The organism is Burkholderia multivorans ATCC BAA-247, assembly GCF_000959525.1.
GTDB classification, from domain to species: Bacteria; Pseudomonadota; Gammaproteobacteria; order Burkholderiales; family Burkholderiaceae; genus Burkholderia; species Burkholderia multivorans.
Genome location: NZ_CP009830.1, coordinates 351,780 through 373,928, shown reverse-complemented (window position 1 = coordinate 373,928; position 22,149 = coordinate 351,780). Strand labels below are relative to the sequence as shown.

At 71.4% G+C, this 22,149-nt stretch carries 20 protein-coding genes; 7 read left to right on the top strand and 13 right to left on the bottom strand.

From position 1 onward, the window contains the following. Positions 1-4 precede the first annotated feature (4 nt). From glgX to treY, 4 genes are read left to right on the top strand one after another with little or no spacing between them, the layout of a single operon-like run. A complete protein-coding gene (gene glgX, locus NP80_RS01710; RefSeq protein WP_006398956.1) occupies positions 5-2,131 on the top strand; it encodes a glycogen debranching protein GlgX in 2,127 nt (708 codons plus the stop codon). Further along, positions 2,128-3,987: a malto-oligosyltrehalose trehalohydrolase gene (gene treZ, locus NP80_RS01705; protein WP_006410483.1), complete on the top strand. Its 1,860-nt coding sequence runs from the start codon at positions 2,128-2,130 to the stop codon at positions 3,985-3,987. Before glgX ends, treZ begins: the two co-directional genes overlap by 4 nt. Continuing rightward, positions 3,984-6,221: a 4-alpha-glucanotransferase gene (gene malQ, locus NP80_RS01700; protein ID WP_045592845.1), complete on the top strand. Its 2,238-nt coding sequence runs from the start codon at positions 3,984-3,986 to the stop codon at positions 6,219-6,221. Before treZ ends, malQ begins: the two co-directional genes overlap by 4 nt. Beyond that, complete coding sequence (gene treY / locus NP80_RS01695; RefSeq protein ID WP_045592841.1) at positions 6,218-8,980, top strand: malto-oligosyltrehalose synthase; 2,763 nt, start codon at positions 6,218-6,220, stop codon at positions 8,978-8,980. The genes malQ and treY overlap by 4 nt, the downstream gene beginning before the upstream one ends. A 98-nt stretch (positions 8,981-9,078) precedes the next feature. On the opposite strand, the gene NP80_RS01690 is transcribed toward treY, so the two are convergent. Beyond that, positions 9,079-9,312, bottom strand: a complete 234-nt coding sequence (locus tag NP80_RS01690; protein WP_226823228.1) for a hypothetical protein — start codon at positions 9,310-9,312, stop codon at positions 9,079-9,081. Between the two features lie 121 nt (positions 9,313-9,433). On the opposite strand from NP80_RS01690, the gene NP80_RS01685 reads away from it, so the two are divergent. After that, positions 9,434-10,675 (top strand): phosphatidylserine decarboxylase family protein, encoded by a 1,242-nt coding sequence (locus NP80_RS01685; RefSeq protein WP_006410036.1) that lies wholly within the window; start codon positions 9,434-9,436, stop codon positions 10,673-10,675. Positions 10,676-10,730: 55 nt separating this feature from the next. On the opposite strand, the gene NP80_RS01680 is transcribed toward NP80_RS01685, so the two are convergent. The 5 genes from NP80_RS01680 to NP80_RS01660 all read right to left on the bottom strand — a co-directional run bounded on the left by NP80_RS01680 (position 10,731) and on the right by NP80_RS01660 (position 13,317). Next, on the bottom strand, positions 10,731-10,955 hold the full coding sequence (locus NP80_RS01680; RefSeq protein ID WP_012217893.1) for a hypothetical protein: 225 nt from the start codon (positions 10,953-10,955) through the stop codon (positions 10,731-10,733). Between the two features lie 253 nt (positions 10,956-11,208). Then, entirely contained in the window at positions 11,209-11,541 is a 333-nt protein-coding gene (locus tag NP80_RS01675) for a DUF1488 family protein (protein ID WP_006405111.1), read from the bottom strand. Then, a complete protein-coding gene (locus tag NP80_RS01670; RefSeq protein WP_006410037.1) occupies positions 11,538-12,107 on the bottom strand; it encodes a type 1 glutamine amidotransferase domain-containing protein in 570 nt (189 codons plus the stop codon). Before NP80_RS01670 ends, NP80_RS01675 begins: the two co-directional genes overlap by 4 nt. Positions 12,108-12,427: 320 nt before the next feature. Next, complete coding sequence (locus NP80_RS01665) at positions 12,428-12,790, bottom strand: hypothetical protein (RefSeq protein ID WP_035488535.1); 363 nt, start codon at positions 12,788-12,790, stop codon at positions 12,428-12,430. Positions 12,791-12,876: 86 nt separating this feature from the next. Continuing rightward, on the bottom strand, positions 12,877-13,317 hold the full coding sequence (locus NP80_RS01660) for a hypothetical protein (RefSeq protein WP_414629679.1): 441 nt from the start codon (positions 13,315-13,317) through the stop codon (positions 12,877-12,879). 97 nt (positions 13,318-13,414) lie between these two features. Between NP80_RS01660 and NP80_RS01655 the strand changes: the two genes are divergently transcribed. Together NP80_RS01655 and NP80_RS01650 are read left to right on the top strand one after the other, a co-directional pair. Beyond that, positions 13,415-13,771 (top strand): DUF3175 domain-containing protein, encoded by a 357-nt coding sequence (locus NP80_RS01655; protein ID WP_006410718.1) that lies wholly within the window; start codon positions 13,415-13,417, stop codon positions 13,769-13,771. A 39-nt stretch (positions 13,772-13,810) separates the two neighbouring features. Then, positions 13,811-15,130: a cation:proton antiporter domain-containing protein gene (locus NP80_RS01650; RefSeq protein WP_006410719.1), complete on the top strand. Its 1,320-nt coding sequence runs from the start codon at positions 13,811-13,813 to the stop codon at positions 15,128-15,130. Positions 15,131-15,136: 6 nt separating this feature from the next. Here NP80_RS01650 and ligD read toward each other — a convergent pair whose 3' ends face one another. From ligD to NP80_RS01615, 7 genes are all read right to left on the bottom strand, one after another. After that, positions 15,137-17,917: a DNA ligase D gene (gene ligD, locus NP80_RS01645; protein ID WP_045592835.1), complete on the bottom strand. Its 2,781-nt coding sequence runs from the start codon at positions 17,915-17,917 to the stop codon at positions 15,137-15,139. 24 nt (positions 17,918-17,941) lie between these two features. Beyond that, positions 17,942-18,982, bottom strand: a complete 1,041-nt coding sequence (ku, locus tag NP80_RS01640; RefSeq protein WP_006411311.1) for a non-homologous end joining protein Ku — start codon at positions 18,980-18,982, stop codon at positions 17,942-17,944. A gap of 184 nt (positions 18,983-19,166) precedes the next feature. After that, the gene (locus tag NP80_RS01635; RefSeq protein WP_006398938.1) at positions 19,167-19,553 is read right to left on the bottom strand and encodes a DUF3022 domain-containing protein; all 387 of its coding nucleotides are present in this window, start codon (positions 19,551-19,553) and stop codon (positions 19,167-19,169) included. Beyond that, a complete protein-coding gene (locus NP80_RS28555; RefSeq protein WP_006398937.1) occupies positions 19,550-19,711 on the bottom strand; it encodes a DUF1328 domain-containing protein in 162 nt (53 codons plus the stop codon). The genes NP80_RS01635 and NP80_RS28555 overlap by 4 nt, the downstream gene beginning before the upstream one ends. 46 nt (positions 19,712-19,757) lie before the next feature. Continuing rightward, positions 19,758-19,946, bottom strand: a complete 189-nt coding sequence (locus NP80_RS01625) for a DUF3008 family protein (protein ID WP_012464947.1) — start codon at positions 19,944-19,946, stop codon at positions 19,758-19,760. Positions 19,947-20,010: 64 nt separating this feature from the next. Beyond that, positions 20,011-21,438 carry an RNA polymerase factor sigma-54 gene (locus NP80_RS01620; protein ID WP_006407441.1) on the bottom strand — a complete coding sequence of 476 codons (1,428 nt, stop codon included), beginning with the start codon at positions 21,436-21,438 and terminating at the stop codon, positions 20,011-20,013. Between the two features lie 188 nt (positions 21,439-21,626). Beyond that, positions 21,627-22,136, bottom strand: a complete 510-nt coding sequence (locus tag NP80_RS01615; protein WP_006407440.1) for a DUF892 family protein — start codon at positions 22,134-22,136, stop codon at positions 21,627-21,629. Positions 22,137-22,149: the final 13 nt, after the last annotated feature.

Sequence of the window (22,149 nt, the reverse complement as noted above, 5' to 3'; positions counted from 1 at the left end):
CCCCATGCCGACCGCCCTGCCCCCTCGCCTGGAACCCGGCCGCAGCTATCCGCTCGGCGCGACCTGGGACGGCCTCGGGACGAACTTCGCGGTGTTTTCCGCGCACGCACACCGGATCCAGCTGTGCATCTTCGATTCGACCGGCCGCAAGGAGCTCGCGCGCCTCGACCTGCCCGAATGCACGGACGAGGTGTGGCACGGCTACCTGCCCGGCGCGCATCCGGGCACCGTGTACGGTTTTCGCGCGGACGGTCCGTATCAGCCGCAGGCCGGCCATCGCTTCAATCCGACCAAGCTGCTGATCGATCCGTACGCGCGCAAGCTGCTCGGCCATTTCCGCTGGTCCGACGCGCTGTTCGGCTATCGCGTGCATTCGAATCGCGGCGACCTGTCGATGGACCGGCGCGACTCGGCGCCCGCGATGCCGAAGTGCATCGTCGTCGACGAGGCGTTCGACTGGAGCAACGACCGGCGCCCGTGCGTGCCGTGGCGCAGCACCGTCATCTACGAGACGCACGTGCGCGGCGCGTCGATGCGCCGGCCGGGGCTGCGCGCGCCGGAGCGCGGCACGTTCGCGGCGCTCGCGCATCCGGCCTTCGTCGATCACCTGCTCGCGCTCGGCGTGACGACGGTCGAGCTGCTGCCCGTGCATGCGTTCCTGCAGCAGCGCGAACTGCTGAACCGCGGACTGCGCAACTACTGGGGCTACGACACGGCGGCGTTCTTCGCGCCCGAGCCGTCGTATCTGTCGACGCGGCGGCTCGACGAGATGCGCATCGCGATCCGTCAGCTGCACGCGGCCGGCATCGAGGTCGTGCTCGACGTCGTGTACAACCACACCTGCGAAGGCAACCAGCTCGGGCCGACGCTATCCTGGCGCGGCCTCGACAACGCGAGCTACTACCGGCTCGTGCCCGACGACCGGCGCTATCACGTCGACGAGACCGGCTGCGGCAATACGCTGAACCTGTCGCATCCGCGCGTGCTGCAGATGGTGATGGACTCGCTGCGCTACTGGGCGACCGCGTTCAACATCGACGGCTTTCGCTTCGATCTCGGCGTGACGCTCGGCCGCGAGGATCACGGCTTCGATCCCGGCGCGGGCTTCTTCGATGCGCTGCGGCAGGACCCCGTGCTCGCGCAGCGCAAGCTGATCACCGAGCCGTGGGACGTCGGCCCGGGCGGCTATCAGCTCGGCCGCCATCCGCCCGGCTTCGCCGAATGGAACGACCGCTTTCGCGACACCGTGCGGCGCTACTGGCGCGGCGACGCGGGCCAGCGCCCCGAGCTGGCCGCGCGGCTCGCGGGCTCGGCCGACCTGTTCAACCATCAGCGGCGCCGCACGTGGGCGTCGATCAACTTCGTCACCGCGCACGACGGCTTCACGCTCGCCGACGTCGTCTCGTATGCGGGCAAGCACAACGAAGCGAACGGCGAAGGCAACCGCGACGGCCGCGACGACAACTGCAGCGCGAACTGGGGCGTCGAGGGGCCGACCGACGATCCGGCGATCCGCGACGTGCGCGGCCGCGTCGCGCGCTCGATGCTCGCGACACTGTTTACCGCGCTCGGCACGCCGATGCTCGTGGCCGGCGACGAATTCGGCCGCACGCAGCACGGCAACAACAACGCGTACTGCCAGGACAACGAGCTGTCGTGGCTCGACTGGGAAGCCGCGCAGCAGCCGGAGGCCGTGCAGATGACGCGCTTCGTGTCGCGGCTCGCCGCGCTGCGGCGCATGTATCCGGTGATGTCGACGCCGCGCTTTCCGTCCGGCGACCGCGACGGCGCGCCCGGCATGCGCGAGATCGCGTGGTTCGACGAGCACGGCGACGAGGTCAGCGTGCCCGCGTGGCAGGACCGCGAGCGCCGCGCGCTGACGATGCGGCGCGTCGGCACCGGGCGCACGGGCCGCACCGAGGCGCTGCTCGTGATGCTGAACGCGTCGGCCGAGACGATCACGTTCAAGCCGCCGCCGCCCGCGCTTGCGTATCGCGTGCTGGTCGACACCGCGACGCCGGACGGCGGCCCGCGCGACTGGCCCGCCGACGGCCTCGAGGTCGCCGCGCACGCGGCCGTGATCGCGGTCGCCCCCGTGCCGACCGACCTGTCTTCGAAGGAAACGCCATGACGTCCCATTCCGCCGCTTCGTCGTCCACGCATGCGTTCGAGTTGTCGTTCGGCGCGACCTGCCTCGACGCCGGCCATACGCGCTTTCGTCTGTGGGCGCCTGCCAGCCGCCGCGCGCAGGTCGAGCTGCACGGCGCGCAAACGCTCGAGATGACGGCCGCCGGCGACGGCTGGTTCGAACTCGTCGCGCCGGTCGGCGCGGGCGCGCTCTATCGCTATCGGCTCGACGACGAGCTCGTCGTCCCCGATCCCGCATCGCGCTTCCAGCCGTCCGACGTGCACGGCCCGAGCCAGGTCGTCGATCCCGCCGCGTATCGCTGGCGGCACGGTGCCTGGCGCGGCCGGCCGTGGCACGAGACCGTGCTGTACGAGCTGCACGTCGGCGCATGTGGCGGCTATGCGAACGTCGAGCGGCGCCTGCCCGACATCGCATCGGTCGGCGTGACCGCGATCGAGCTGATGCCGATCAACGCGTTTCCCGGCACGCGCAACTGGGGCTACGACGGCGTGCTGCCGTTCGCGCCCGATGCGTCGTACGGCCGCCCCGAGGAACTGAAATCGCTGATCGACGCGGCGCACGGGCTCGGGCTGCAGGTGTTCCTCGACGTCGTGTACAACCACTTCGGCCCGGACGGCAACCTGCTGCCGCGCTATGCGCCCGCGTTCTTCCGCGACGACCGGCACACCGCGTGGGGGCCTGCGATCGACTTCTCGCGCGCGCAGACGAGCGCGTTCTTCATCGAGAACGCGCTGTACTGGATCGACGAGTACCGGTTCGACGGTCTACGCATCGACGCGGCGCACGCGATCGACGACGACGCGTGGCTGCGCGAGCTCGCGCGGCGCGTGCGCACGGCCGCAGGCGAGCGCCACGTGCATCTGGTGCTCGAGAACGAACGCAATACCGCGAGCCTGCTCGGGCCCGACCGCTTCGACGCGCAGTGGAACGACGACTTCCACAACAGCGCGCACGTGCTGTTGACCGGCGAGCGCGACGGCTACTACCGCGCGTATGCGGACGCGCCGCTGCGTCATTTCGCGCGCACGCTCGGCGAAGGATTCGCGTACCAGGGCGAACCGTCGCCGCTGCACGACGGCGCACCGCGCGGCGAGCCGAGCGCGCAGCTGCCGCCGACCGCGTTCGTGTCGTTCCTGCAGAACCACGACCAGATCGGCAATCGCGCGTTCGGCGAGCGGCTGCGCGCGCTCGCGAACGACGACGCGCTGCGCGCGGTCACGGCGCTGTTGCTGCTCTCGCCGCAGATCCCGCTGCTGTTCATGGGCGAGGAAGACGGCAGCACGCAGCCGTTCCAGTTCTTCACCGACTATCGCGGCGCGCTCGCCGACGCCGTACGCGAGGGCCGCCGCCGCGAATTCGCCGCGTTTCCCGCGTTCGCCGATCCCGCGCATCGCGACGCGATTCCGGATCCGAACGACCCGGCGACGTTCGCGCGCTCGGCGTTGCACGAGCGGCCCGACACCTGGCCCGATGCCGATGCGTGGCGTCGTTTCTACCGCAGCGCGCTGACCGTGCGCGCCGCGCTCGTCACGCCGCATCTGCCGGGTGCGCGCGCGCTCGGCGTCGACGTGCTGGCCGACGACGAGACGGCGCGCGCGCTTGTTGCACGCTGGCGGCTCGGCGACGGCAGCACGCTGACGCTCGCGCTGAACCTCGGCCCGCGCGCGACGGCGCTGCCCGAACTGCCGGTCGGCAAGATCGTGTTCGAGACGCCGCCGCGTGCGCGCGACGCGCTCGTCGACGCACGCCTGCCTGCACGCGCATGCATTGCGTGGCGCGACGGCGCAGTCAACCACGATGCGCTGAACCATCGCGCGAACGGACACGCGCGGCCATGACGACCGACATCCCGATCGCATCCCTCGCGCGGGCGGCGGGGCTGCAGACCGGCTGGACCGACGCGGCCGGCGTGCCGCGCCGCGTCGACGACGACGCGCTGTTCGCGCTCGTCGACGCGCTCGGCTGGCCGTGCGGCACGCCGGTCGAACGCGTGGACAGCCTCGCCGCGCTCGTCGATGCCGATGCGGCGCCGCCGCGCATGATCACCGCCGACGCCGGCATGCCGATCGCGCTGCCGGCCACCGTGGCCGGGCCGGGCGCGCGCTATCGCGTGACGTTCGAGACGGGCGGGCACGTCGACGGCCGCGTGGGCGGCACGAGCGGCGACCCGCTGCTGCCGCCGATCGTGCGGCCCGGCTATCACGCACTCGACGTCGGCGAGCAGCGGATCGCCATCGCGATCGCACCGCGCCGCGTGCGCGCGGCCGAGCGCCTGCGCGGCACGCCGGACGCCGGCAACCGCTGGGGCATCGCCGCGCAGCTGTACGGGCTGCGCCGCGCCGGCGACGACGGCGCGGGCGACTACACCGCGCTCGCGCAGCTCGCGACGCACGCGGCGCGACACGGCGCGCATGCGGTCGCGATCAGTCCGACGCATGCCGGCTATCCGGCGCTGCCTGCGCACGACAGCCCGTATTCGCCGTCGTCGCGGCGCTGGCACAACGTCGCGTATCTGGACTGCCGCGCAGTACCGGGCGTCGGCCGCGTCGCGGGCGACGAAGCGGACGGCGCGGCCGATGCGCGACTCGTCGACTGGCCGCACGTGCTGCCGCGGAAGCTGCGCCGGCTGCGCGCGCGGTTCGACGCGCTGCGCGCCGGCGGCGGCACCGCGCTCGACGGGTTCGAACGGTTCCGCGCGGCGGGCGGCGCGGCGCTCGACGCGCATGCGCGCTTCGACGCGCTGCAGGCGTTCTGCGTCGCGCGCGGGCTCGGCTCGGACTGGCGGCAATGGCCGGCGCCGTGGCGGATGCCGACCTCGGTCGAAGTCGACGCATTCGCGCAGGCGCACGCCGATACGGTCGCGTTCCATGCGTTCCTGCAATGGTGCGCGGCGCACGCGCTGACGGACGCGCAGCAGGCCGCGCGCCGCGCGGGCATGGCGATCGGGCTGATCGCCGATCTCGCCGTCGGCTCTGATCGCGCGGGCAGCGATGCGTGGGCGCACGGCACGACGCTGCTGCGCGGGCTGTCGCTCGGCGCGCCGCCCGACGCGTTCAATGCGGCCGGCCAGGCGTGGGGCGTGACGACCTGGACGCCGGCCGCGCTGCGCGCGAACGGCTTCGCGCCGTTCATCGAGCTGCTGCGCGCCGCGTTCGCGCACGCGGGCGGCATCCGGATCGATCACGTGCTCGGTTTCGCGCGCATGTGGGTCGTGCCGGACGGCGCGAGCGCACGCGACGGCGCGTATCTGCACTACCCGTGCGACGACCTGCTGCGGCTCGTCGCGCTGGAGGCCGCGCGGCACCGCGCGATCGCGGTCGGCGAGGATCTCGGCACCGTGCCCGACGGGTTTCGCGACCGGCTCGGCGCGCGGGGCGTCGCCGGAATGCGCGTGCTGTGGTTCGAACGCGAGCCGGACGGCGCATTCCGGCCGCCGTCGAGCTGGGACCGCGACGCACTCGCGATGACCTCGACGCACGACCTGCCGACCGTCGCCGGCTGGTGGCGCGGCATCGATCTCGGCTGGCGGCGCATCGCGGCCGAGCACGAGCAGGCGCGAGGCCGGCCCGCCGATGCCGGGCCGGAGGATCGTCACGTCGTGAGCGATACAAGCGATACGACCGATGCGAGCGATACGCGCGACGTGAACGATACAAGCGACGCGAACGACGCCGACACCGTCGAGGGCACGTATGCCGACCCCGACGCGGCCGCCGCACGCGCCGCGACACCGGACGATCTCGCCGAGCGCGATGCCGCGCGCGCCGCGCTGTGGCGCGCACTGCAGCAGGCCGGCTGCGCGCCGAACGACGCACCGCCGCCGCCGGCCGATGCGCCGCCCGTCGGCGCCGTGCTCGCGTTCGTCGCGCGCAGTGCGTCGCCGCTCGCGATCGTGCCGCTCGAGGATCTGCTCGCGCTCGACGCGCAGCCGAACCTGCCCGGGCCGCCGTGCGGCCATCCGAACTGGCGGCGGCGCCTGCCGCGCACCGTCGACGCGCTGTTCGACGCCGACACGCGCGCGCGCATCGCGGCGCTCGCCGACGCGCGCGGCACGCCGGAGCGACGCGCATGACGCCGCGCGCGACCCTGCGGCTGCAGCTGCATGCCGGCTTCACGTTCGACGACGCGGCCGCGCACGCGGACTATTTCGCGCGGCTCGGCATCAGCCATCTGTATCTGTCGCCGATCACGACCGCGGAGCCCGGCTCGCGGCACGGCTACGACACGGTCGACTACGGCGCGATCAGCGCGGAACTCGGCGGCGAAGCGGGCTTCGTGCGGCTCGTCGACGCGCTGAGCGCGCGCGGGCTGCGCGTGATCGTCGACATCGTGCCAAATCACATGGGCGTGGGCGGCTCGTCGAACGGCTGGTGGAACGACGTGCTCGAGTGGGGCCCCGCGAGCCCGTATGCGCGCTATTTCGACATCGACTGGCATCCGCCCGACCCGACGCTCGACGGCAAGGTGCTGCTGCCCTGCCTCGGCTCGCCGTACGGCGACGCGCTCGCCGCCGGCGACATCACGCTCGGCATCGACGCGGCGGCCGGGCGCTTCACGATCGCCTGCGCGGGACGGCAACTGCCGGTCGCGGTCGCGACCTATGCGGAAATCCTGCGTGTCGCGAACCGCGCGGACCTGAACGCGCTCGCCGAACGCTTCGATACCGCGGCCACGCGCGGCAGTGCGCGCGTCGCCGCCGCGCATGCGGCGCTGCGTGCGCACGCGGCCGCGCACGGCCCGCATGCGTTCGACGCGGTGCTGCACGGCACCGATCCGCGCCGTGCGCGCTCGCGCGCGTGCCTGCACCATGTGCTCGAACGGCAGCACTACCGGCTCGCGTGGTGGCGCACGGCCGCCGACGAGCTCAACTGGCGGCGCTTCTTCGACATCGCGACGCTGGCCGGCGTACGCGTCGAGGACGACGCGGTGTTCGACGCGGTCCATGCGCTGCCGTTGCGGCTCCATGCGGCGGGACTCGTCGACGGCGTACGCGTCGATCACGTCGACGGGCTCGCCGATCCGCGCGCGTACTGCCGGCGGCTGCATGCGCGCCTCGCCGCGCAGCGCGACACGCCGCCGACGATCTACGTCGAGAAGATCCTCGCGCCCGGCGAAACGCTGCGCGCCGACTGGCCGATCGACGGCACGACCGGCTACGACTTCATGAACGACGTCGCCGCGCTGCTGCACGATCCGGCCGGCGCGGAACCGCTCGGCGCGCACTGGGCGGCCGTGTCGCGCTCGCCGCGCACGTTCGCGCAGGAAGCGGTCGACGGCAAGCGCCGCGTGCTGCTGCGCCAGCTCGCCGGCGAACATGCGCGCGTCGCGCGCAAGCTGCACGACATCGCGCGCGCGTCGCCCGCGACACGCGACATCAGCCGGATCGCGATCCATCGCGTGCTCGGCGAACTCGCGGTGCACCTGAGCGTGTACCGCATGTATCCGGCCGACGACGAACTCGCGCCCGACGATCGCCGCGTGCTCGCGCAGGCGTATGCGTGCGCCCGCGCGGCCGTCGATCCGACCGATCGCATCGCGCTCGAACGCGTCGCGCAGTGGCTCGGCCTGCCGGGCACGCGCGCGCCGCGCGCCGATGCGGCGCGCCGGCATGCGGCGCGCGTCGCGTTCGCGCAGCTCACGGCGCCGCTCGCAGCGAAGGGCGTCGAGGATACGGCGAACTACCGCTATGGGCGGCTGCTGTCGCGCAACGAAGTCGGCGCCGATGCCGGCGATTTCAGTCTGTCGCGCGGCGCGTTCCATGCGCGCAACCGGCGGCGCGCGCACCGTTCGCCGCACGCGCTCGTCGCGACCGCGACGCACGACCACAAGCGCGGCGAAGACGCGCGCGTGCGGCTCGCCGTGCTGAGCGAGATCCCCGACGCATGGCGCGCGGTCTCGCTCGACTGGTCCGCGCTGAACCAGCCGCATCGCGGCCGCGCGCATCGCGACCTCGACTGGTCGCCGGGGCCCGCTGCCGAGGCGATGCTGTATCAGACGCTCGTCGGCTGCTGGCCGCCGTCACTCGCCCCCGACGACGCGGCCGGCCTCGCGGCGCTCGCCGATCGCGTCGTGCAATGGCAGACGAAGGCGCTGCGCGAAGCGAAGCAGCAGACCGACTGGCTCGCGCCCGAACCCGACTACGAGCAGGACAGCGAGGCGTTCGTGCGCGCGATCCTGACGCCGCACGGCGCCGGCGATTTCGTGCATCGGCTGCATGCGTTCGTCATGCGCATCGCGCCGGCCGGCGTCGTCAACAGCCTCACGCAGACGACGCTGCGCATCACGTCGCCCGGCGTGCCCGATCTTTATCAGGGCACCGAACGGTGGGACCATTCGCTCGTCGATCCGGACAACCGGCGCGACGTGCCGTTCGCGGCGCTCGCCGCCGAGCGCGTCGACGGCCCCGTCAGCGCGTATCTGCCGACCTGGCCCGATGCACGCGTGAAGCGTGCGCTCGTCGAGCGGCTGCTCGCGCTGCGTGCGCAGCATACGTCGACGTTCGCGAACGGCCGCTACGTGCCGCTGCGCGTGCGCGGTCCGCTCGCGCGTCACGTGGTCGCGTTCGCGCGCTGCGACGACGCGGCGACGATCGTCGTCGTGACGACGCGGCTCGCATGCCGGCTGCTCGGCGACGCGCCCGCGCTGCCGCGCGTCGAACCGGCGCAGTGGGACGACACGGCCGTCGTGCTGCCGGCCGGCGCGACGGGGCCGTGGGCCGACTGGCTCGATGCGAGCGAAGCCGGCGACACGCCGGACGGCTTGCTGCGCGTCGCGCACTGCCTGCGCGCGCTGCCGGTCGCGGTGTGGGTCGGGCCGCCGCCGCGCGCATGACGCGGCGCGCGGCAGCGGTCGTTTTTTACAGAAGCGCCGGCACGATGGCGGCAGCGCGACCGCGCGGCTGCGTCACGCGCGGTGTCGACGATCGGCGCTCACGACCACTCTTCGGGCGGCAACGGCGCGCCGTCCTCCTCCCAATGCGCATCGCTGGCGCCGCGCGCGTCGTGGCCGGCCGTCAGCGTGCCGTGCGCGACGCCGTCCTGCGGCCGCCGCTTGGCGCGCGACGCATGCGCGCGCAGCCGCGGGCGCGTCGGCGCGACCGTGCGCGCGCCGTCGCGGCGCGTCTCGCCGGCTGCCTGCTCGTTCGTCTGCTGCGTATTCGACATCGCCTTCATCATTGCCTCCCGGTTCGTGGGTGTCGATCGCAGCGATGCCGCAATTTCGGTGCCGTGCACAGGCAGGCCGATTGCTACACCAGCGCGATCGAGACTCGCTCCCGGAGGTGACATGCCGAACGACAACGACACGCAAGCAGGCCGCCGCCGACTCGGCGGATGGTTGGCCGGCGAGGAAAAGCACATGGCCGCGTTCCGCACGCGCATTGCCGCGGACGCGCGCGCACGGGCCGGCGAACGGCTGCGCACGCCGGCCGTGCAGGAGCTCGCGCGACTGTTCGACGATCACGCGGTGCTGCACATGGGGCTGTCGCGCGCGATCGACGAGGCGCTCGCGACGGGCCGCGACCTCGGCTACCGGTCGATCGGCGAGCTGATGACGGTGATCGACTATCTGATGACGTACACGCCGCCCTTCAGCGAATCGAGCCTGATCGTGTGTCCGCTGAACGCGTTCCTCGACTGGCCGATGTGCATGCCGTCGGGCCGCGCGGTATTCCGTGACGCGACCGTCAACGCGCATCTGAAGCGTGTGCTGAACGTCTGGTGCGATTTTCTCGGCGGCCCGCACTCGCGCGACCACCTCGTGACGACGGCGCCGGACGGCTGGCTAAGCGAAGAAGCGCGCAAACGGATCGGCCTGTCGCAGTTCCAGTACCGCGAGGATCAGCCGCACTGGGGCTTCGACTCGTGGAACGACTTCTTCACGCGGCGCTTTCGCGCGGGCGCACGGCCGGTGGCCTCGCCCGACGATTCGCACGTGATCGTCAGCGCGTGCGAAGCCGCGCCCTATCACACGGCCACGAACCTGCAGCTGCGCGACCGGTTCTGGATCAAGGGGCAACCCTATTCGCTGCGCGACATCTTCACGCCCGCACGGCTGCCGCTCGCCGAGCACTTCGTCGGCGGCGATCTCTACCAGGCCTATCTGGCCGCGTACAACTACCACCGCTGGCATGCGCCGATCCGCGGCACCGTCACGCACGCGTACCGCATCGACGGCACCTATTACTCGATCGCCGACGTCGAAGGCGAAGACCCGTCCGGGCTCAACGATTCGCAGGGCTACATGACGGCCGTCGCCACGCGCGCGATCGTCGCGATCGCCAGCGACGATCCGGGCCTGGGCACGGTGGCCGCGGTCTTCGTCGGGATGGGCGATGTGTCGTCGTGCGTGATCGAGGTCGTGCCGGGGCAGCGCGTCGAAAAAGGCGACGAGATCGGTTATTTCCAGTTCGGCGGCTCGACGTACTGCCTGCTGTTCGAGCCCGGCGTGATCGACCGCTTCCTGCATGCGCCAAGCGACGATGCGCCGCCCGTGCAGGTCAATGCCGCGGTCGCGCTCGCGCGCTGAATGCGCATGCGGCGCGCTCCCCAGGGCAGCGCGCCGCATGCGATCGGACCGTTCGTCACAAACTGTTGTCGTTCGTATAGCCTCCGCTGCCGCGCTGCACGGAGCGCAGGATCGACAGTCCGTCGGGCGTCAGCTCGGGCCGGCGAGCGCCGGACGCGTCGCTCTGCATGACGACCAGTTGTCGTTCGACGAGCGCGACGATGTCGTCGCGGTCGAGCTGGATTTGTTCTGGTGCGCGCTGGACCAGAAACAGCGCGGCAAATTCGTGAGCAGTCAACATGCTCGTCTCCCCAATGACGGCGTATTTTCCGATGCGGCGACGCCGCAATCGCGGCCGGCAGTGCACCTGCCGGATTCGGTAACGACATGCACGAAGCATGCCAATGCGAGCCGCGCACACTGCATCGGCCCGGTCGGGCGCAGGGCGGGGTCGAATCCGCGTCCCGCGCGCAGCCGGTGAAAAGTTTTCAATGTCGTGTAACGGCCGGGCCAACGCCGATACACGGCGCGCGAGCAGCGCGCCGTGCACGGGGTCAGGACCGTGGCGCGTGCGACGTCGCCTGACGCGCGAGCGCCGCGGCCGCGCGCCGCTGCACGCGGAAATAGCCGCTATGCAGCACCGCGCCGCCGTGGCCGTCGGCGACCACGTCCGCGCAGGCCTCGGCGATGCGCTGGCGGCCCCGTTCGAACGCCTCGCGCAAGTCGGCCTCGAGCGCCGAGCGCGCACCGAAGTGATCCTCGAGCGCTTCGGCCGTGATCGCGCACTCCGCCGGTACGCCGTCGATCTCGACGACGAACTGCAGCTGCAGCGTCGCGCCGTCGAACACGGGTGGCGGATCGCCCGCAATCGTCGCGCGTGTGCTCATGGGCGCTCCCGCGGCGCATGCGCGCGGTCGGCCGCGAGGCATTCGATCAGCGCGCCGTTGAACGCGTCGAGATCGTCGGGCTTGCGGCTCGTGATGAGATTGCCGTCGCGCACGACGCGCTCGTCGACCCACTTGCCGCCGGCGTTGCGGATGTCGTCCTGCAGGCTCGGCCAGCTGGTCATCGTGCGGCCGTCGACGAGCCCGGCCGACACGAGCAGCCAGCCGCCGTGACAGATCACGGCGACCGGCTTGTCGGCGCCGATCGCGGCCGTCACGAACTCGCGCGCGGCGGGAATCATCCGCATCGCGTCGCCGTTCACGACACCGCCCGGCAGAACGATCGCATCGTAGTCGCCCTGCTTCGCATCGTCGAACGTATGGTTCACCTTGACGCGTGCGCCCTTGTCGACGTGCCGGAAACCCTGGATCTCGCCCGGTTGCTGCGAAATCACGTCGACCTGCGCACCCTCGGCACTGAGCGCACGCTGCGGTTCGACGAGCTCGGCCTCCTCGAAGCCGTCCACGGCGAGGATCGCGACCTTGCAATTGGCGAGTTTGCCGCTCATGAAAAACCTCCATGCTGGTTGCGGCACCGATCGTGCCGTCACCCGACAGCAGCAATCGACGTGCCACGCCCGGTGCGCTACCCCACACAACGCGCGCATCGGCCTGGGCTCGGGCTTCGCGAACGACGCGCAAGCCGCTCTCCGACCCTGCCGGCGCGGCGCGCGCGGCGGCTTCCATCGTTCACTGCAAAGATTTCAACGGCATGTAACAGGCAGGTTGCGCCCGTGTGCGGGCTCTCGCGTGCGACACGCGCCGTCGCAATGTGTCGCAGCATCGAGACAGTTTCGCGGCCGCGGACACCCGGCGGACACCCTGCCGGTCACTGCAGACGCGTCGCGACGTCGAGCATCGCGTCGGTCAGCTCGACCGTCAGCGTCTGGTCCTCGTCGAGGTCGGGCAGCCGTTCGAGCATGGCCTGCACCGAGTCGTGCAGCATCGCGTGCACGCGCATGCGCGCGCCGTCGTCGAGGTCCGCATAGCGCTCCATCGTGTCGCAGTCGAGCGCGAGCACGACCGAGTGGCGCACGGCGTCGGGCGGCGCATCGGGCGCGATCGCCCAAGCCGCATGAAACGTAATCCTGCCGGTCGCCACGTCGAGGTGCACTGTCGTGTTGAGGTCGTCCGCGTCCGGGTCTTCGTCGATGTCGTACGGCTCGATTCCGATTCGGGGGTTCGATTGCATGATGTCCTCCTGCGTGGTCGCCGCGCCCGCCGCGGCGGCGGGCGTCGGCCATCGCGCCGCGCCGGCCGCGAGCCGGCGCGACATCGTCAGTAGCCGCTGGAATCGGCGCTGCCCTGCCCGCCGGCACCGCCGCCGCCCGAACCGGTCGCGCCCGGCGAGCGGCCGTTGCCGGCGCCCGCGCCCTTCGCGCCGGGCTTCGCGTGGCCGCTCGCGCCGCTGTGCGAGGACATCGCGCCGCGTCCGCCGTCCGACTGCTGCATGTTCGGCGGCGGCGGCGCGGCCGTATCGCCATTGCCGGTGTAACTGCTCGAGGTGCCGGCCGACAGCGGCGCGCCGGAGCCGTGATCGGACTGCTGCGAGTTCTGTGCCAGCGCCGGGCTCGCGGCGGCCGCGGCCGCGAGCATGGCACCGGCGGCGCAGCCGAGCACGCGGCGCGCCGGGGATTTCGTTGTGGATAAGGCTGACGTCATGACGGATTCTCCGTAACGGAAATGAAGTATCTGCCCCGTTTCTTCAGCAAGGCCCATGCCGTCAGTGGCTCGAATGCGCGCGTCGTGCACCGGCCTCGGCCGGCACGCGAATTGCGGGCCGTCGTCGCATACGCCAACGACGGAGCGTCATGCAATGCCTTCTTCCTCCCCGCCGCACGCGCGCGGCAAACGCCTGACGCGGCGCGCGGGCCGCGCGCGCAGCACCGATCGCGGCCACGCGACACGCTGGTCGGCCGACGTCACGCGCGACAGCGACGCGCTCGACCTCGAACCCGAGATCTTCAAGTCCGACGATCCGGGCGAGATCGCCGCGTCGCTGAAACGCTCGGCCGAACGCAGCCGCCGCCGCAAGGCGACGCCGTTCCAGTCGGCGATGTCGATGCTGAACTTCTACGTGAACCGCGCGGGCCGCAACCTGCCGAAAACGCGCCGCACGACGCTCGAGCGCGCGAAGCGCAAGCTGCGCGAAGCGTTCGGCCGCAAGCCGTGACGCACGCGTGCGCCTGCCTCCCGTTTCCGGACTGCACGCATGCATGAAACGCTGTGGTATCTGATCACCGGCGCGGTGCTGATGGGCATGGGCATCGCGACGTCGGCGCTGCGTCATCTGCCGTGCAGCACCGCGATGATCTATCTCGTGCTCGGCATCGCATTGGGCCCGGCGGGCGCCGGACTGCTGCACGTCGACATCGAGCGCGACGCGCCGCTGCTGCGGATGATCGTCGAGATCGGGCTGCTCGTGTCGCTGTTCGCGATCGGGCTGCGGCTGCGCGTGCCGCTGTCCGACCCGCTGTGGCTCGTGCCGTGCCGGCTCGGGCTGCTCGCGATGATCGTCACCGTGCCGCTGCTCGCCGCCTGCGCGGTGTTCGCGCTCGGCATCGGCTGGGCGCCCGCGCTGCTGCTTGCGGCGATTCTTGCGCCGACCGATCCCGTGCTCGCGCACGACGTGCAGGTGCACGACCCCGGCGATCGCGACCTCGTGCGCTTCGCGCTCTCCGGCGAAGGCGGGATGAACGACGGGATCGCGCTGCCGTTCGCGCTCGCCGCGCTCGCGCTCTGCGGTGCGCCGGAGGCGACGCACGGCAGGGCGCCGCTGTCGCTGTCGTTCGCGCTCGCGACCGCCTGGGGCATCGTCGGCGCAGCGGCGATCGGCGGCGGGCTCGGCTGGATCACGACGAAGACGATCGGCTGGCTGCGCATGCGCTACGCGCAGGCGCTCGGCTTCGAAGGCTTCTTCGCGCTCGCGCTGATCGTGCTGTCGTACGGCGCCGCGGAAGTCGCGCATGCGTTCGGCTTCATCGCGACGTTCGCGGCCGGCGTCGCGATGCGCCGCGTCGAGCATCGCGCGAGCGGCGACCGCGATCCGCGCGAAGTGATCGGCCAGGTCGACTCGGCCGACGTCGTTGCAACCGAAAAGGATCCGGACAAGGCCCATGCGTTCATGGCCGAATCGGTGCTCGGCTTCACGATCGAACTCGAACGCATCGCCGAAGCGGTCGTGATGACGATGGTCGGCAGCGTGCTCGCGACGCTGCCGGGTCCGCTGATCACGTGGCGCGCGCTCGCGCTGGCCGCGCTGCTGTTCGTCGTCGTGCGGCCGCTCGCGGTGCGGCTCACGCTGGCCGGCTCGCGCGCGACGATCGCGCAGCGGCGGCTGATGGCCTGGTTCGGCATCCGCGGCATCGGCTCGTTCTACTACCTGCTGTTCGCGCTCGAGCACGGGCCGACCGATACCGTGCGCCCGCTTTCGGCGCCGGTGCTCGCGGTCGTCTCTGCATCGGTGGTCGCGCACGGCATCTCGGCGACGCCGTTGATGAACTGGTATCACCGCCGGCAGCGCCGGCATTGACGGCGCTCAGCGCGCGGCGAGGCGCGTGCGCATCGCGGCCGTGATCCGCTGGCGCGTGCCTGCGTACGCTTCCCACGGATCGTGCTCGAGCGCGTCGAGCCGTTCGTGCACGGTGTCGATCGTCCACTGCGCGCCGCCCGTCGTGGCCGGCACTTCGTCCCAACCGATCGGCACCGACACGCCCATGCCCGGCCGCGCACGCACCGAGTAGGCCGCGATCGTGCTCGCGCCACGCCCGTTGCGCAGATAGTCGATGAAGATCTTGCCGCGCCGGTGACGCGGCCCCATCGTCGCCGTGAAGCGGTCGGGCAGCGCGCCCGCGATGTGCTGCGCGACCGCGCGCGAGAAGTCCTTCATCTCGTCCCAGCCCGAATGCCGCGTGATCGGCACGACGACGTGCAGCCCCTTGCCGCCGCTCGTCTTGCAGAACGACACGAGGCCCAGCTCGTCGAGCAGCCCGCGCACGAGCTGCGCGGCCTCGATCATCGTGCGCCACGGCAGCGCGGGATCGGGATCGAGGTCGAACACGATCCGGTCCGGCCGCTCGATGTTCGACGCGTGCGCGTTCCACGTATGCAGTTCGATCGTCCCCATCTGCGCGGCGCCGATCAGCGCATCGACGCTGTCGATCGACAGCAGCGGACCGTGTCCGGGATCGAGTCCCGGATGCTGCGTGACGAACGGAATCTCGCGGCGCTCCGCATGCTTCTGGAAAAACAGCTCGCCGCCGATGTCCTGCGGCGCGCGCACGAGCGACACCGGGCGGCCCGCGAGATCGGGCAGCGCCCACGGCGCGACGCGCTCCCAGTAGTGCGCGAGATCGATCTTGCGCGTGCCGCTCTCGCGATCGAGCACGCGTTCCGGATGCGTGATGCGGACCTGGCCGACCTGATCGGGCGCCGACTTGCCGCGTGCGGCGGGCGTGCGATGCTGCGCGCGTTCTTGCCCGCCATCGTGCGTGTCGGCGGCGGCGCGGCCGCGCCGCGCGGATGAGGTCGTGCGCTCGTCCATCGTGTTCTCCGTGGTGGGGTGGCGTGCGACTTCCCTGACGATCTGCGACGCCGGCTTGTCCTCGCGCAGCGCCACGAACGCGGCTTGTCGCACGATGCCGTCGCCGGTCCATTCCGCGAATTCGCATTCGGCGACGAGCGTCGGCTCGACCCAGTGGACGCGCGTGCGCGACCACCCTTGCGGCGGCGGATCGAACGGCGGCGACGCGCGTTCGCGCTCGCGCAGCAGCGGCGCGAGCTTGTCGAGCATCCGCGTGTCGAAGCCGGTACCGACACGGCCGACGTAGCGCAGCGGCGCCGCGCCGCGCGTGCGCTTGCCGTTCGGCGCCGGTTCGTGCACGCCGAGCAGCAGCGCGCCGAAGCCGTGGCGGCTGCCGGTCGGCTCCGTATAGCCGCCGATCACGAACTCCTGCCGGCGCCGGCATTTGAGCTTGATCCAGGCCGGGGAGCGTCCCGCGCGGTAGCGTGCGTCCGCGCGCTTGCCGATCAGCCCTTCGAGGCCCGTGTCGCACGCGTTCGCGATCAGTCCGGCCGCATCGCTGCCGAGATCCGGCGAAAACCGCAGGCGCGCCGGATCGGCGTCGTCGAACAGCGGTTCGAGTTGCGCGCGGCGTGCGGTCAGCGGCGCATCGCGCAGGTCATAGCCGTTCAGGTAGGGCAGATCGAACACGAACAGCGTGACCGCATCCGACTGCCCGGAACCGAGCGCGTTCTGCAGCCGCTGGAAATCGGGCAGCCCGTTCTCGCCGAGCACGACCGCTTCGCCGTCGAGCCATGCATCGTCGACGTCGAGCGCCGCGAGCGCATCGCGCAGCGCGCGCAGCTTCGGCGTCCAGTCGCGGCCCTCGCGCGTCATCAGCGTCACGTGCCGCCGCGCGCCCTTGCCCGCGATGCGCGCGAGCATCCGGTAGCCGTCGAACTTCAGTTCGTAGCGCCAGTCGCCGTGCGTGGGCGGCGCATCGACGAGCGTCGCGAGCTGCGGCGCGACGCGCTCCGGCAATGGCGCGCGCACCGCGCCTTCGACGCGCGACAGCGCGGGCGGCCGTTTCGCTTTCGTCGCGCGGGTGCGCGGCGCGTCGGTGTCGGCGTGCGCCTCGGCGTCGGCCTCCTTGCCGGCCGCTTTCTCACCGCGCCGGCGCGCCCGCGCATGCCCGTTCGCCGCGCGCCCGTTCGCCGCGCGCCCGCGCGCCGCGCCGTCGTGCACGCTGCCGGGCTGCTGCGCGACGACGTCGTACGCATCGGCGCTGCGCGCGTCGTCGTCGCGCTCCTTGATCAGCAGCCACTGCTCCTGCCGCCCTTCCTGGCGGCCGCTGCGCACGAGCGCCCAGCCGCCGTGCAGCTTCTCGCCGTCGAGCCGGAATTTCAGCTTGCCTGCGCGATAGCCTTCGCGCGCCTTCGCGAGCCCGCCCTCCGGCGCCCACGTGCCCTCGTCCCAGACGATCACCGAGCCCGCGCCGTAATGGCCGGCCGGAATCTCGCCTTCGAACGACGCGTATTCGAGCGGATGATCCTCGACGTGCACCGCGAGCCGCTTGACCGACGGATCGAAACTCGGCCCTTTCGGCACGGCCCACGACTTCAGCGTGCCGTCGAGTTCGAGCCGGAAATCGTAATGCAGGCGCCGCGCGTGATGCTCCTGGATCACGTAGCGCAGCGGATGCCGGCCGCGCTCGGCCGGCTGCGCGTCGGCCGGCGCGCGGCGGCGGCGCGTGCCTTCGGGTTCGGGCGTCGCGTCGAAATGACGCTTGCGGCGATACGGATCGAGCTTGCCGGCCATCGTGTCACCTTGCGTGTCGCGGCGTCATGCCGCGCGCTTCTTGCTGCGCGCGGCGGTCTTTTTCGCGGCGGCGCTGCCGTCGCCGCGCTTGTCGCCGGCCTTGGCCGCCGACGTGCGCTTCGCGGCCGTTTTCGTCGCCGTCTTGGCGCTCGTCTTCGCGGCGGTCTTCGCGCCGCGCTTCGCGGCCGGCTGACGACGGCTACGCGTGTGCGCGTCGGCGTCCTCGTCGTGTTCGTCCTCGTTCGCGGCCGCGCGGTCCGAACCGCGGCCGCCGCCGCGCAGGCTGCGCTTGAGCAGCTCGGTCAGATCCACGACGTTCGACGGCACGTGGCCGCGATCGGCCGGACGTTCCTCGATTTCCTCGATCCGCCCTTGGCGCACCTTGCGCTCGACGAGTTCGAGAATGTCGTCGCGGAACGTGTCGTGATACTGCTCGGGCGTCCATTCGCCGGACATGTCGTCGATCAGCTTCTTCGCCATCGCGAGCTCGCGCGCGCTCACGCCCGCGCGCTTCGCGTCCTCGACCGGCGTCGACAGCTCGTCGAGCCCGCGCAGTTCGTCCTGCCAGCGCAGCGTGTCGAGCGCGAGCAGCGGGCCGACCGGAATCAGCGCGCCGAGATGCTGCTTGTCGCGCATCACGACCAGCGCGATGCCGATCTTGCCGCTGTCCTTCAGCGCGTCGCGCAGCAGCGCATAGACCTTTTCGCCCTTGCGGTCGGGCACCAGGTAGTACGGCGTGTCGAGATAGAGGAACGACACGGCCTCCTGATCGACGAACGTCAGGATGTCGACCGTCTGCGTCGATTCGGGGTTGGCCGCGCGGATCTCCTCGTCGGTCAGCACGACGTAGCGCTCTTTCTCGTACTCGTAGCCGCGCACGATGTCGTCGCGCGACACCTCCTTGCCGGTACGCTTGTTGATCTGCCGATAGCCGACCGGGTCCATCGAGCGCTTGTCGAGCAGCCGGAACGACGGTTTCACGGTGCGCGTGGCCGGAAACAGCTGCACGGGCACGTGCACGAGCCCGAAGCTGATCGCGCCTTTCCAGATCATCCGTGCTGCCATGCCTTTCCTCCTTGCGGGCAGCCGCGCACGCGCACGGCGTGCGGGGGCGCGCGCGGCGTGCGCGGCCTGCGGGTACAGCCGTGGCCGCACACCGCGCCGCGCGGGCATGCGGCACGCCGTGCGGCGGCCACACGCGACACGCGTCACTGCGCGCGAGCGCGCATGGCGCGGGCCGTGACGAGCGTCACGGCCCGCGCGACGCGTCGCCGATGTCGGCGGCGCTCACGTCGAGCGCCGCACTGCATTCGATCGCCGCATCTTCGACGCGCGGCTTGTTCTCGTCGATCGCGCGCCGCGCGAGATCGCACAGATAGGTGCGCACGCGCAGCCGCTCGGCGGTGTCGAGCGCGGCGTAGCGGGCGATCACGTCGGGTTCGAACCGCAGATCGACCGCACACCGCCACTCGCGCGCGCTGGCCTCGACCGGCGCGCGCACCCACGACACCTGGATCGTCAACCGTCCCGACGCGTCGTCCGCGTGGACGACCACGGTCGACTGCGACGGAAAGCCGTTCGCCAGCGCATGCTCGATTTCGGCGATGCGCTGCGAACGGTCCGACGCTGCCGTCATCGGCGTACGACGCCCAGCAGCAGCGTGACCAGGAAGATCACGACGAAGATGTAGAACAGGATCTTCGCGATCTCGGCCGCGCCGGCAGCGATGCCGCCAAAGCCGAAGACAGCTGCAATGATCGCGATGACGAAGAAGATGAGTGCGTATCGAAGCATGGATTCCTCCTGGGGAACAGCGACCGTCGACGCCCATCGTCGTCGATCAAGAATCGTGCTTGTGCCTGGGTTTGCCGTGGGTCGGCGTCGAGGCCATTTTCTCGAGCTCTTTCTCGCTCATCGATTTGGCCATCGACTTCGACGGCGGTTTCAGGTCCTGCATTTTGGTGCGGCCGCGCTTGGCCGACAGGGCCGCCCCTGCCGCGCGCTGCTGGGCCTGGGATTTCGCTGGCATGGTTCGCTCCCTCGGTTTGCGCGCGCCGCGCTGCGGCGCGCGATCGGTTCGGCCGCACGCGTCGTCATGCGGCGTCGCGGCGGCGCAGCTCGGCCGGCGGAATCTTCATCGCCTGCCGATACTTGGTCACCGTACGGCGCGCAAGAAGGATGCCGCGGCCCGCGAGGTTCTGCGTCAGCGCGACGTCCGACAGCGGATCGGTGTGCCGTTCCGCGGCGATCATGTCGCGGATCAGCACCTTCGCGGCCGATGCCGAGCAGACGCCGCGCCCCGCCGCCTCCAGCTTGCGCGGGAAGAAATGCTTGAACTCGAACGTGCCGTGCGGCGTCGCCATGTACTTGTTGCCGGTCGCGCGCGACACGGTCGATTCGTGCAGGTCGAGCTCCTCCGCGATGTCGCGCAGCACGAGCGGCTTCATCGCGATCTCGCCGTAGCGGAAGAAGTCGCGCTGCCGCGCGACGATGCATTCGCCGACGCGCTGGATCGTGTCGAAGCGCTTCTGCACGTTGCGGATCAGCCAGCGCGCTTCCTGCAGCTGCTGGCCGAGCGGCGAGTCGCGCTCGCCGCTCGACTGCGCGAACAGCGTCGCATAGCGCTCGTGCAGCCGCGCACGCGGCAGCACGGCCGGATTGATCGTCACGACCCACTCGTCGCGCACCTGGCGCACGATCACGTCGGGCACCACGTAATCGCCGCGCGTGCTGCCGTAGTGGTTGCCGGGACGCGGGTCGAGCCCGCGCACGAGCGCGCACGCGGCCTGCAGCGTCTGCTGGTTGCAGCCGATGCGCCGCTGGATCTCGGCGGTCTCGCGGCGGGCGAGGCGTTCGAGATGTTCGCGCGCGATCGCCTTCGCTTCGGGCAGCGCCGGCGTGCCGGCCGGAATCGCGTCGAGCTGCAGCAGCAGGCACTCCGACAGCGAACGCGCGGCGATGCCGGGCCGGTCGAGCATCTGCACGAGCCGCAGCGCGACGGACAGATCGCGCTCCGATAGCAAGAGCGCGGGATCGGCCGCGCCGAGCAGGTCGCCGAGCTCCTGACGCAGGTAGCCGTCGTCGTCGAGCGCGTCGATCACGAGGCGCGCCGCTTCGCGATCGCGCCGGTTCAGCGGATAGAGCCGCAGCGCCTCGTGCAGATGCTGATGCAGCGACGGCTCGGCGGCCATCCATTCGCCGGGCGACAGATCGCCGCCGTCTTCACCCTGACGGCTGCCGCCGCGCGGCGCCGGCGCGGCCGTATACGACAGCTCGCCGTCGACCGGGCGCACGTCGTCGCGCTCGGGTGCGGCCTCCGGTGCCGCAGCTTCGGCCGCCGGATCCGGCGCGGCGGCCTCGTCGTCGCCCTGGCCGTCTTCGAGGAAAGGGTTCGTGTCGAGCGCCTGCCGCAATTCCTGCTGGAATTCGAGCGAAGACAACTGCAGCAGGCGCAGCGACTGCTGGAGCCTTGGCGTAAGTGCCAGATGCTGTCGCATCTGGAGCGCAAGCGTGACGGACATCTGCGGTCCTCCTGAATGGGTTCGCGAAAATTCGTATGCCGGACTTATGCAGCTTCCATGCCAGTCCCGCAGACGCCCACCGGACGGGACTTTGGCGCCTACGCGCCCTATTTTTCGCCCCTTCCGCACCCGCTTTTTTACAAGCGGGCGGCAAGTTTGGAGGCGCAATTCGCGTGCGCGCCGCCGCGCTAGCGTTTCGCGTCGATCCGGTCGACGGCCGAGCGGTCGAGAAACGCGGTCGTCACGTCGGGCAGCTCACGCAGCAGCCACGCGGCCATGTCGCGCTCCTGCTGCAGCAGGCGCTCGCAGCACGCGTGGATCTCGGCCTCGCCGGCCGCCCGCGCGGCCGCGATCAACGCCGTATAGGCGGCGATCTCGACCTGCGCGAACGCGTACGCGGCCATCGTCGCCTTCACCACTTCGTCGCCCGACAGCATCGCGGTCGCCACCTGCCCGTACGCGCCGATGCGCGCGCCGAGATCCTTGATCGCGGACGGCGTCGTGCCGAGCCGCTGCAGGCACGCTTCGACGAGCGCCTGCTGGCCGAGCGTGTCGTCCCGATGCCGTCGCAGCCGGTCCTGCAGCAGCGGGTAGTGGCCGACACGACGCGCCTGCGCGTCGAGCAACGCTTGCGCGTGATGCTCCATCGCATACGCGTCGCGCAGCCAGTCCTCGAGGTGGGCGTGCGGCGTCGCCATCCGTTGCTCCGTC